We start from the raw sequence: 13059 nt of genomic DNA on the forward strand, positions 1-13059 counted from the left end.
CTAAGTCCAGTTGAATACCGGACTCAGATCTTAGAAGCTGCTTAATTTTTTGTGTCTAACTTTCTTGGGTCAGATCACATAGATTAACGCCCTAATAGTTTCGGTAAACCTTTTAGCCTCTTATTGTATATGCTCTCTTCCTTGCATAATCTATCAAGAGAAACCTTTCAAGCAGTCCAGAAAATGATGAAAAGCCGTACTCGAATATCTACTGCCCCACAAAAACACCTCTTCACTAACACATTATTCTGTGAAGATTGTCAAAAAGGTATGTGGTTTAAAGCTAACCAAAAAGGCTATCGATGCGGTGGAAACATTAAACACGGAGATACATTCTGCCAAAATAAGACCGTTGTTCGAGAAAAAGATCTTGCACATATAATCCAAGAGGATCTTCAAACACTATTTCATTCCTTTCAGGAAGAGTCATATTTGAAGGATTTACTTGATAAATTAAACAGCAAGAAACGGCAATTACAAAATGAGTTGCAAAAGGTTGAAACACAAATTAATAACCAACGACAAAACAAATTGAATTATGTCAATTTGTATACCGAAGGTATCATTACCAAGGATGAGTTAATGGACTTCAAAAAATTAACCGAAACAAACATAGAGGATTTAGGAGTCTCTAAAGCTACACTATTAGAGAACCTTAATGAATGTTCCGAGGAAAATTACACCCTCGAAATAGCTAATAAGTTAAGGGAATTTCTATCACTTAAAGAATTAACTCCACAGGTCCTACACACTTTAGTAGAAAAAATCACTTGTAACACTGGTGGAGAAATTCGGATTAAGTATAATTTCGTAAATCCTTTACAAGAAACATAAAAGGCAGTGCCCCCAATTTAGAGGGCTTACTGCCTTATTTTAAAATGAGTTGCGAGATACACTCCACGTGCATTGTCTGCGGGAACATATCCACAGGCTGTACTTCCACCGTTTGATAGCCATGCTCCTCCAAATACATTAAGTCACGCGCTAATGTCGCTGGGTTGCAGGAGACATAGACGACTTTTTTCGGCTTCATTTCTGCGATGGTGTTTAAGAGATTTTCGTCACAGCCTTTACGTGGTGGATCAACAACTAATACGTCTGCTGTGATGCCTTCTTCGTACCAGGCCGGGATGACAGTTTCAGCACTGCCTACTGCAAAGTCGACATTGGTTATGCCGTTTAGCTCTGCATTCTTTTTGGCGTCTTCGATTGCTTCTGGGACGATTTCGACTCCATATACCTTTTTCGCCTTTTGTGCTAAAAACAAGGAAATTGTACCGATTCCGCAATAAGCATCAATAACCGTTTCGTTGCCTGATAGGTTCGCATACTCCAGCGTCTTATCATAGAGAACCTTCGTCTGCGTAGGATTCACTTGATAGAAGGAGCGCGGAGAGATGGCAAATTTAACATCACCGATATAATCATAGATTACTTCCGCTCCCCATAATACAGTTGTTTTCGACCCGAGAATAACGTTTGTTTTCAAGGAATTCACATTCTGAATAATGGATTTCACACCAGGAACTGCATCAATAATCTCTTTAATGATTTCTCTAGCATGCGGAAGCTCAGGTGTTCTTGTTACAAGTACGACCATAATTTCACCAGTAACCTGTCCATGACGTACCATAATATGACGAAGCAATCCTTTATGATTTCGTTCATCATAGGCACGGATACGATACTTTTCGCAAATCATTTTTACGGTCCTGATAGTATCGTCATTTTCAGTCACCTGGATTAGACATTCATCCATATTAATAATTTCATGGGAACGTTTAGCATAAAAGCCGGCAACCAGACCACCTTCCATTTCTCCAACAGGTACCTGGGCTTTATTACGATAGTTCCATGGCTGCTCCATACCAAGTACTGGATGGACCGGTACATCAGGCAGTTTTCCGATTCTCGCCATAATTTCCCGAACCATTTTTTCCTTTGCCTTCAGCTGGCCTTCATAGGATAAATGCTGAAGCTGACAGCCGCCGCATTGGCGATAAATCGGACACGGTGGCTCTATTCTGTCAGGACTTTCTTCCACAAGCTCCATCAAGCGGCCAAAGGCATAGCCTTTATTAATTTTGGTCACTTTAATACGAGCTTTTTCTCCCGGTAAACCAAACGGAACAAAAATAGGATATCCTTCTACCTTTGCAACTCCGGAGCCTTCATGAGTCAGATCCTCAAATACAACATCTATATAATCATTTTTTTGAATTGGCGCTTTTTTCTTTTCAGTCATTCTTTGCTAACCTCGATTTTTTATTGAGTACTCATGATTGTATCATAAAACAGGACAGACAGATAATCCATGGATTTTACCATTAAGTGAAACTTTGTTAAATGGGTTTTCATCCAGCTCCTCTTTCGGATTAGTTGAACCTGTCGGGTTCTTGCTGACGCTTATCCTCCAATTTATACTTCTGCTTACGTTTAATGGAGGTGTTAGCACCAGCTTGAACGGGATAAAAAAACCAACCTCTTAAAGAAGTTGGTCTAAATCTGGCTTATCAAATACAGCATCGTCAGAAACAAGTATATGCCGATCTGTTATTTTCTGCTTTTCGTGTACGCCTTCCGGCACGAATACATCCAAATGACGATAGAGGTTAACAAATTCCGCAGGTGCCAAACCGCCAAACTCTCCATCTAAATTTAACTGCAGCTTTTCAGATGAATGCACTTTAATGCGGTTCGCCTTCACATAAATCACGGATGGGTCATGAATATGCTCTCCGCGTAAAGCTAACGCTGCGATTCGTACAAAATCTGGCAGGTTAATTTTCTTTAAAATTAACAGTGTAAACATACCATCATTGAGGGAAGCATCTGGTGCCAACCTTTCAAAACCACCAACTGAGTTTGTGTTGGCAACAAGGAATAGCATCGCATCACCTTCAAATAGTTTGCCGTCATACTCGATTGACATCTGAGTTGCCTTAAGAGACGGCAGCAACATTTCCAATCCTTTCATATAATATGCCAGCTGTCCCAGTCTGGTTTTCAGCTTGCTCGGCACTTCATATGAAAGCTCGGTTAAGCGTCCACCAGCTGCTATATTAATGAAATAACGATTATCCATTTTTCCAATATCAATTGGAATCGTAAGCCCTTCTGCAATCGTTTCAGCAGCTTCAAGTATCGATTTCGTTGATATACGTAAGGCGCGAGCAAAATCATTTGTGGTCCCTACTGGGATAATTCCCAATTTAGGTCGGTATTCCTGTTCGGCCAACCCATTTACCACTTCGTATATCGTTCCATCTCCACCAGCTGCAATAACCACGTCATAGCGCCTTTCCACAGCAATTTGTGCCGCTCTTGTCGCATCGCCCGCTCCAGTAGTTGCATGACAGGAAGCTTCATATCCAGCCTTCTCTAAAATTTCCAAAACCTCAGGTAACTGTCTTTTAAACGCTTCTTTCCCGGAGGTAGGATTGTATATTATCCTTGCCTTTTTCATAATCAATCATCATCCTATATTACAAATTCGGAGTTAATATATCTGTTAAAAAAATACCTCTACTATTATACATCCGTGATAAAACAATTGCTAATTTTACTTATCTTCGGGTATATTTGATGACACGCTGATCAAAATGGCATCCCCATTACTGCCGACCTTTATATTTGCATATTTAGCAACCTGTTCTACTTCTATCCCCGTGCCTTCTTCAATGAAAAAATTCTCAATGCCATAGGTAATCGTATTTCCATTTGCTTTTCCTGTAATAATCACTTGATGGTCATCTGATTTTTCTTTTTTCGCTTCTTCTATAGTATCATATATCTCTTTAATCTGATAAATCCCGTTTGAATCCTTTTCAACAAGCACATATACACGGTCATAACGTTCATCGGAATCTATCTGGCTAATATTATAGGTTAATTGTACATAATCCCCCTGCAAAATAGAACGCGGGTCAACTGGCTCTACCTTCAAGACAATGTCAGTCCCATTCTGCAGGATTGTTTCCTTCTGAAAAATAATTACGAACAGGATGATTAGCTGAACGAATACAATTGGTACCCATTTACGTACACTGCGCAAAACAAATTCGAATCGCCCCCTGCTATTGTTTCTTTCTGTTTTCTTATCCAGATAAATCGCTATAGAGAAGAATATTGCTCCTACAATTGCAAAGGTAATCGACTTATGGAGCAGTGTCCAAAATAAATCATAGTATTTATAACCGAGGTAGCCGATCAGATAAAAAACAGCAGCATACTCTAGCCAGTGATTTCTTTTATGCATAACACGATACGTAAAATAAACCAGGAAGAAAAGATAACTGAAATTGTAAAGGTAGTAAAGTACACTGTTTTCTGAGGAAAATGTCAGAATGAGCCAAAGTGTCAGAATTGCAACCAGGTTCCATCCTTTTGTATACGGATTTTTTAGCCAGAAGTATAGTCCAAAGGTTAATGCAATCAATAGAATGACGACCAGTTCACCGGATATCCCTGAGAATAATTCATAAAGCAGGAGTACAAATCCATAAATCGTTCCACTTAAACCCAATGGGTATATGATTCTCTCTCTTTCACGCCAGGTTGTATAGCCAATCAGGAGTAAATAAATGATTAGAACAACGCTTGAGTGATACCACAGAATCGAAGATGAAATAAGCAACCCCGTCAATATCAATGTGTATCGAAGAATAGAATGCTCCCTGGCAATATGACTGCCAATCGGAACGAGAATAACCATACTCACCATTAACCACACGATATCCTCTCCTAATCCAAACAAATAAAGCATACCGATTAAAGAGGAGGATAAAAGTAAAACTGCCAGGAAAACAAAGACTAGCTTAATAAGCGTTGGGAGAAAGTTATTTTTATCGTTTGTTTTGGAAGCAGTGAGTTTAGCCAGCCATTTAGAGCCAAAAATAATGAGAGTGACTGCAATAAGTAACCCAACAAAATAAGCTAAGAAGCCATTTATCCATGAGGAAACCATGAGAAATTGCGCAATAAGATTAATGGCAATTCCTAAAGAAATAATGACAGTAATCACTTTATTCTGTCTCTTATTCATATAGTCATAGAAAATCCAGCCTGAAATGAGGGCAACTGCCAGATAGGCAACAATCCCGACATAAGAAAAAGCATGCTCCTCATTAAATAAATAGATAGATGTCCATCGGATAGTCAGTTCAATAGATAATAACTGAATCCAGACGCTGGATAAATAAGAAATAAGCCATGGTCCTCTTTTTGAGAAACCATACAGACAAGCAATGTTTAAGATAATGATTCCCAGCAGAATCAATGTGTGCTCTGTATCACCCCTTTCTATCCAGCTATTTAAAGGAAAGAAATACGTGTATACTGTTATATTCAAAAGTATGTAGGATTGAACAAAAAATATCGGATAATGGGTAAACACAGCTAACAGAACAGAGGGAATTAGCCAGACTAAAAATAATGTATAGCTATCAGCGTGTGAATTATATACCTGCCCCAAAAGTGCTACCGCTACTCCAAAAGCGATTGATCCTCCCCAGAATATCCAGGCTCCCACCTCCTGCTGATGCTGCTTCCATTTTGAAAATCCATAGCTTACTACGTAAAAGAAAAGCATTAATATTACGATTAATGCTATTTTCACATAGCGGTCCATTCCTCCCCAGTTGGCCGCAAAAAAATAAATAATCGCACTCAACCCAAAGAGCAGTCCAATCAGGTAACTTGTTTTCACCATCTTTTCTTGCCTCAATTTCTTCACCCCTTCTCTCTATTATGTATATTCTATCTATTTATCAAAAAAACCTATCCTTATCAAAGTTGTTGATACCTAAATAACTGACTAATCTGAAAATATGTATATATCTACCATATCAAACATTCCGACAGAGAGGAACCTAAAAAAAAGCCGACAAAGACTGTCGACTTTCCAGTGATACTTAAAAAGCCCCCATACATGAGGGAGGCTTTCAGTTTTCATTTATCTTTTTTGAAGCTCTTCCATAATCAATTTATTGACCATTTGCGGGTTGGCTTGGCCTTTTGTTGCTTTCATCATTTGTCCAACAAGGAATCCAACCGCTTTTTGCTTACCATTTTTAAAGTCATCAATAGATTGAGGATTCTTATCCAATATCTCTGTGACGATTGTACGTAAGGCACCCTCGTCAGAAATCTGCACAAGACCTTTTTCCTTCACAATCGTTTCAGGATTTCCTCCATGCTCCACTAATTCTTTAAATACAGTTTTAGCAATTTTCGAAGAGATTGTACCATCCGTAATCAACTTGATTAATCCCGCTAGTCCATCTGGAGTAAGAACCGTGTCATGCAGTTCTTTTTGAGATGTTTTTAAGTAAGCTGAAAGCTCACCCATAATCCAGTTGGAAGCCTGCTTAGGTTCTGCCCCGGCAGCTGTTGTTGCTTCAAAGAAATCGGCTGTTTCTCTTGTTACAGTTAGCACACCCGCATCATATGCCGGCAGTCCGAACTCTTCTGTATAACGCTTGATTCGTGCATCCGGCAATTCAGGAATCTCTGCACGCACACGGTTTTTCCATTCATCATCGATATATAATTCAACTAAATCCGGTTCAGGGAAATAACGATAATCATCAGAACCTTCTTTAACACGCATTAAAAGAGTTTCCCCAGTTGCTTCATCAAATCTGCGAGTTTCCTGCTGGATTTCTCCGCCTTCATTAAGTACTTCGGCTTGTCTTTGTTGTTCAAACTCAAGTCCTTTACGAACAAAGTTGAAGGAGTTTAAGTTCTTCAATTCCGTCTTCGTACCGAACTCTTCCTGACCATATGGGCGTAAGGAAATATTCGCATCACAGCGTAAGCTTCCTTCTTCCATCTTACAATCGGACACACCTGTGTACTGAATAATGGTTTTTAGTTTATCGAGGTATGCATAAGCTTCCTGCGGTGTACGGATATCCGGCTCAGAAACAATCTCGATAAGCGGTGTTCCCTGCCTGTTATAATCACACAAGGAATAGCCATCAGCAGTATGTGTCAATTTCCCAGCATCTTCTTCTAAATGAAGACGAGTAATTCCGATTCTTTTCTTCTCACCATTTACCTCAATTTCAATCCAACCATTTTCACCAATCGGTTTATCAAACTGTGAAATTTGATAAGCCTTCGGGTTATCCGGATAGAAATAGTTTTTACGATCAAATTTTGTATCAGTCGCTACTTCACAGTTCAGTGCCATTGCTGCCTTCATCGCAAATTCGACTGCTTTTTTGTTTAATACCGGCAATACACCTGGGTATCCAAGATCAATGACAGATGTATTCGTATTAGGCTCCGCTCCAAATTGGTTCGGAGAGGATGAGAATATTTTGGACTCTGTTTTTAATTCAACATGGACCTCAAGCCCTATGACTGTTTCGTATTTCATTTACTCCACCTCCTGTAGAGACGGTTTTTGTTTATGAAAATCTGTCGCCTGTTCAAAAGCATGAGCAACTTTATAAACCGTGCTTTCGTCAAAATGCTTCCCGATGATTTGCAAACCAAGCGGTAAACCTTTACTAAATCCATTAGGAACGGAAATTCCCGGCACTCCAGCAAGATTAACAGGAATGGTTAAAATATCATTCATATACATCGTCATCGGATCATTTGTGTTTTCACCTAATTTAAATGCAGGTGTTGGTGTAGTTGGTCCTACAATGACATCATACTGATCAAATACGTTTTCGAAATCCTGTTTAATTAATGTACGTACTTTTTGTGCTTTTTTGTAGTATGCATCATAGTAACCGGAGCTTAATGCAAAGGTACCAAGCATAATCCGTCTTTTTACTTCATCCCCAAAGCCCTCAGCTCTCGATTGCTTATACATTTCGAGTAAGTTTTGTGGATTTTCCGTTCTGTGTCCATAACGAACACCGTCAAAACGAGAAAGGTTTGCAGATGCTTCAGAAGAAGACAATAAATAATACGCTGACAGAGCATATTTAGAATGCGGCAGAGATACCTCTTCATGTGTAGCTCCCAATTTCTCCAGAACTGCCAATGAATCCAGTACTGACTGACGTACTTCCTCAGTCACGCCTTCGCCAAGATATTCTTTCGGTACTGCAATCCTAAGCCCCTTTACATCACCGGTTAATGCCTTTGTAAAATCTGGCACCTCAATATGCGCTGAAGTTCCGTCCATTGGATCCAGTCCGGCTATGGCATTTAATAAATAGGCATTATCCTCTACATTACGCGTGATTGGCCCAATTTGGTCCAATGAAGAAGCAAACGCCACTAAACCATAACGGGATACACGTCCGTATGTCGGCTTCATCCCTACAACCCCGCAGAATGAAGCTGGTTGACGGATGGAACCGCCTGTATCCGATCCCAAGCTAAATGGGACTTCACCAGCTGCAACCGCAGCCGCTGATCCACCTGAAGAACCTCCAGGTACTCGTTCTAAATCCCAAGGATTAGCTGTTTTTTTGTAACCTGAATTTTCTGTGGAAGAACCCATTGCGAATTCATCCATGTTCAACTTACCAATTGTGATGGTTTGCTCTTGTTTTAACTTTTCTACAACTGTTGCATCATAAATTGGGTTAAAATTGTCCAAGATCTTGCTGGCACAGGTCGTGCGAAGATTCTTAGTCACAATATTATCTTTAATTCCAATTGGCATTCCAAATAAAGGACCGCCGATTTCTCCGGAAACTAGCTGTTCATCCAGTTTTTCAGCTTCTTTGTATGCATTTTCCTCATTTAATGTTAGAAATGCATTTACATTGTCTTCAACTTTTTTTATTTTAGAAAATGATTCTGAAACTAGATCTGTTACTGATAATTCCTTTTTACGAAGCGACTCATGCAAGTCCGCTATTTTACGATCAAATAAAGACATGATTTCCCCTCCCTGACTACTCCATTATTCCCGGTACACGTATTTGTCCATCTTGATGGTCAGGAGCATTTTTCAGTACTTCTTCCCTAGGCAATCCTTTAGATGCCTTGTCTTCTCTCAAGACATTCTTCATATGTAAAACATGTGTAGTAGGTTCGATATTTTCAGTATCTAACTCATTCAATTGTTCAGCAAACGTAATAATTGAATCCAACTGTTTTTGTAACTTTTCAGTTTCTTCTTCTGTAATAGCTAATCTTGCCAAATTAGCAACATGCTTTACTTCTTCTTTTGAAATGCGAGTCATTTCATACACCTCCATTTTGCTACGTGCTCCAAATACAATTATTATGATAATACCAAACTTTCGCGCGTTAAAGCAATCGGAATTAACCACAGAAACTAGCTTATAGTCAATTAAATAAAGAAAGATGGAATTATTCCTCTGCTCACCGAATTATTGCCCGGGAAAAGTTTGTCATGATTTGATAAATCCCCTAATCTCAATTATTGATAAAATACTACACACCACACCCTTTTTATGAATCAATCTACCTTTTTTGACCAGCAACTTATACATTTCTTTCAAAGGCCCGAAATAGAACTTAACCTTTTTTCACCCATGACCTGTTTTTTTGTCAGCAGAATATCCCGAAAATAATTTAGTTATTTAAATAGAATGAAGTTTCATTCTCCAGATAAAAAAAGGAATCTGAATAAATCTCAGATTCCTTTTCCCATTGTTTATTTGTATATTAGGCTTCCTGGAATTGTTCTTCTTCCGTAGATCCTTTCAGGGCCGTTGTAGAAGAAGTTCCTCCGGTAATAACCTGTGCCACTTCATCAAAATAGCCAGTTCCTACTTCACGTTGGTGTCTTGTTGCTGTGTAGCCATATTGTTCGCTTGCAAATTCATTCTGTTGCAGCTCAGAATAGGCAGCCATTCCGCGCTCTTTGTATCCTCTTGCTAATTCAAACATGCTATGATTCAGGGCATGGAATCCGGCAAGTGTAACGAATTGGAATTTGTAGCCCATTTTCGCTATTTCTTTTTGGAAGGTTGCAATAGTTTCATCATCCAATTTCTTCTTCCAGTTGAAGGATGGCGAACAGTTATAGGCTAACATTTTATTTGGATATTTTTCATGGATAGCATCGGCAAATTTCTTCGCATCCTCAAGATTTGGCTCAGATGTTTCACACCAGATTAAATCTGCGTATGGTGCATAAGAAAGTCCCCGTGCGATTGCTTGATCAATGCCTGCTTTCGTACGATAGAATCCTTCAGGAGTTCTTTCACCTGTAATAAATTCCTTATCCGTAGGATCAATATCACTTGTGATTAAGTCAGCTGCATCCGCATCCGTACGGGCAATCAGAATAGTTGGAACGCCCATTACATCTGCAGCAAGACGAGCTGCAATTAGGTTTCTTACTGCTGTTTGCGTTGGAAGAAGTACTTTACCGCCCAAGTGGCCGCATTTCTTTTCAGAAGAAAGCTGATCTTCAAAGTGAACACCTGCTGCACCTGCTTCAATCATACCTTTCATCAGTTCGAAACAATTCAACTGACCACCAAAGCCTGCTTCAGCGTCAGCAACAATCGGTTGGAACCAATCGACATCTTCTTTGCCTTCTGAATAATGAATTTGATCCGCACGTTGAAGCGCCTGATTAATACGTTTTACGACAGCCGGTACGCTATTGGCTGGATATAAAGATTGGTCAGGATACATATTGCCGGATAGATTCGCATCTGCAGCAACTTGCCATCCGCTTAAGTAAATCGCTTTTAATCCTGCTTTCACCTGTTGGACAGCCTGATTACCTGTTAATGCACCTAGCGCATTAATATAATCCTCTGTTTTAAGGTAATTCCAGAGCTTTTCAGAACCTCTTCTTGCTAAAGTATGTTCAATTTGCATAGAACCACGCAGTTTCAATACATCTTCTGCTGTATAAGAACGTTCAATTCCTTCCCATCTTTCATCTTTCCACTCAGCCTCTATTTGTTTAATCAGTTCTTCTCTCATCTTTTGTACTTCCTCCTTTTATATGAAACCTAATGATTTGTTTTATAGAATTTCGTAGGCAGGTAAAGTCAAGAAGTCATAATACTCATCGCTGATAATCAATTTATCAAAAAGCTCTGCTGCTTCGGTGAAACGTCCATTCGTAAAACGCTCTTCACCAAGATCCTGTTTAATCTTTTCAAGCTCTTCTTCTTTTAATGTTTTGTACATCTCCAGATCAATCTTGCGTCCATCATCCAATACTCCACTAGGATGACGTACCCATTGCCACACTTGAGCTCGGGAGATTTCAGCAGTCGCTGCATCCTCCATCAGATTATTAATCGGAGCTGCCCCTCTTCCATTAAGCCAGGATTCAATATATTGAATTCCAACATTAATATTAGTCCGAACACCCTGCTCTGTGATAGAGCCCTCCGGCACCTCGAGGAGATCAGTTGCTTTAACCTGGACATCGTCACGCTTTTTATCTATTTGGTTCGGGTTCGGCATATAGTGGTCAAATACTTCCTTTGCCACTGGTACAAGAGCAGGATGGGCGACCCATGTTCCATCATGGCCATTTTTCGCTTCGCGTTCCTTATCAGCTTTTACCTTGGCAAAGGCCTCTTCATTTGCTTTTTCATCATTTTTAACTGGGATTTGCGCAGCCATGCCCCCAATAGCTGGTGCATTCCGTTTATGGCAGGTTTTAATGGCCAACTGGGAATAGGCAGACATGAATGGCACAGCCATTGTGACAACAGATCGATCCGGTAGAATGATAGAATCATGGTTTCTGAATTTCTTCAGATAGCTGAAAATATAATCCCATCTTCCACAGTTTAAACCGGCTGAATGATCCTTCAATTCATACAGAATTTCATCCATTTCAAATGCTGCAAGGATGGTTTCAATGAGGACAGTTGCTTTAATGGAGCCTTGTGGAATACCTAGGTGATTTTGTGCATAAACGAAGACGTCATTCCATAAGCGCGCTTCCAGATGACTCTCTATTTTAGGCAAGTAAAAGTAGGGACCGCTTCCATTTTCGAGTAAGGTCTTTGCATTATGGAACAAGTAAAGTCCAAAGTCAAAAAGTCCACCGGAGATCGGCTGTCCTTCCAACGTGACATTTTTTTCTTCCAAATGAAAACCTCTTGGTCGAATGATGAGAACAGCAGTTTCTTCGTTTAATTTATATTTTTTACCGTTTGGATTTTCAAAAGTAATTGTACGGTTTACAGCATCGCGGAGATTAATATGGCCTTCGATATTGTTTTTCCATGTTGGGGAGTTGGCGTCTTCAAAATCAGCCATAAAGCATTTAGCGCCTGAATTTAAAGCATTAATCACCATTTTTCGATCAACAGGACCTGTAATTTCAACTCTTCTATCCTGTAGGTCCTGTGGTAAAGGTGCAATTGTCCAATCACCTTCACGAACACTTTTTGTCTCCGGCAAAAAATCTGGAAGTTTACCATTATCGATTTCTTCTTGACGTCTGGTACGCTGCTCAAGCAATTCCTTTCGCCTTGATCCAAAGTGCCTTTCCAGATTCTCAATGAATTCAATAGCTTCCGGAGTCAATATTTCATCAAAACCATTCTCCATTTTTCCAAGAATATTGATTCCATTTGTTTGTACTGCCATGTAAGACATCCACTTCCTTTACCTGTATGTTTTGTTATAAAACAGAAAATTTATTATATTTTGTATTATATAACAGTTTGTGGTTTTTGCAAACTATTTTGCAGTAAAATTTTTCATATTTTATAAAATAGGGCAAAACACCTTACAAACTAAGGAGAAATGTACTATTAGAGATAATAGGTATAGTATGGATTTCATAGACAATAAAATATTTTGATGTTCGTAGCTTAATCTGGAATATAGGACGACTGATTCATCTCGCTCCAATCAACGTAACAATCGCTCAAAATCTATAATTATCACTCATTAGGGTCTATTTCAGCTCAATAAAAGCTCATAAGTTTCTGTGTCCAAATGAATAAGGGGGCCAAAAAGTGTCCGTTCAATTCCTGCTAAAATTCGCTCAATAAAGTGCTCTTTCGCTCATATTTCAATTAAAAGCCTTTGTTTTCTTACTAGGAAACTCGAAAGCTTACATTTTTGCTAGTTTGTTAAAAAGTCGGTTGATTCCTTCTCATTCATTTTTTCATGTTAATAGAC

General features: G+C 39.2%; 9 protein-coding genes. 1 reads left to right on the top strand and 8 read right to left on the bottom strand.

Annotated features, from left to right (window positions below; genetic code table 11):
* Nucleotides 1-183 precede the first annotated feature (183 nt).
* Complete coding sequence (locus AC4D4A_RS18755; RefSeq protein ID WP_490997227.1) at nt 184-834, top strand: recombinase zinc beta ribbon domain-containing protein; 651 nt, start codon at nt 184-186, stop codon at nt 832-834.
* 34 nt (nt 835-868) lie between these two features.
* Here AC4D4A_RS18755 and rlmD read toward each other — a convergent pair whose 3' ends face one another.
* The 8 genes from rlmD to aceB form a co-directional block, all read right to left on the bottom strand.
* Nucleotides 869-2245 (bottom strand): 23S rRNA (uracil(1939)-C(5))-methyltransferase RlmD, encoded by a 1377-nt coding sequence (rlmD, locus tag AC4D4A_RS18760; protein WP_490997228.1) that lies wholly within the window; start codon nt 2243-2245, stop codon nt 869-871.
* Between the two features lie 240 nt (nt 2246-2485).
* Nucleotides 2486-3466: a diacylglycerol kinase gene (locus AC4D4A_RS18765; RefSeq protein ID WP_490997229.1), complete on the bottom strand. Its 981-nt coding sequence runs from the start codon at nt 3464-3466 to the stop codon at nt 2486-2488.
* Between the two features lie 96 nt (nt 3467-3562).
* Nucleotides 3563-5725: a GDYXXLXY domain-containing protein gene (locus AC4D4A_RS18770; protein WP_490997230.1), complete on the bottom strand. Its 2163-nt coding sequence runs from the start codon at nt 5723-5725 to the stop codon at nt 3563-3565.
* 228 nt (nt 5726-5953) lie between these two features.
* Nucleotides 5954-7384, bottom strand: a complete 1431-nt coding sequence (gatB, locus tag AC4D4A_RS18775) for an Asp-tRNA(Asn)/Glu-tRNA(Gln) amidotransferase subunit GatB (RefSeq protein WP_490997231.1) — start codon at nt 7382-7384, stop codon at nt 5954-5956.
* A complete protein-coding gene (gatA, locus tag AC4D4A_RS18780; protein WP_490997232.1) occupies nt 7385-8854 on the bottom strand; it encodes an Asp-tRNA(Asn)/Glu-tRNA(Gln) amidotransferase subunit GatA in 1470 nt (489 codons plus the stop codon).
* 16 nt (nt 8855-8870) lie between these two features.
* Nucleotides 8871-9161 carry an Asp-tRNA(Asn)/Glu-tRNA(Gln) amidotransferase subunit GatC gene (gatC, locus tag AC4D4A_RS18785; RefSeq protein WP_490997233.1) on the bottom strand — a complete coding sequence of 97 codons (291 nt, stop codon included), beginning with the start codon at nt 9159-9161 and terminating at the stop codon, nt 8871-8873.
* 448 nt (nt 9162-9609) lie between these two features.
* On the bottom strand, nt 9610-10887 hold the full coding sequence (gene aceA, locus AC4D4A_RS18790; RefSeq protein WP_490997234.1) for an isocitrate lyase: 1278 nt from the start codon (nt 10885-10887) through the stop codon (nt 9610-9612).
* Between the two features lie 42 nt (nt 10888-10929).
* Nucleotides 10930-12519: a malate synthase A gene (aceB, locus tag AC4D4A_RS18795; RefSeq protein WP_490997235.1), complete on the bottom strand. Its 1590-nt coding sequence runs from the start codon at nt 12517-12519 to the stop codon at nt 10930-10932.
* Between the last annotated feature and the right edge of the window lie 540 nt (nt 12520-13059).

The sequence above is a fragment of the Pradoshia sp. Z5_111 genome (assembly GCF_058267535.1).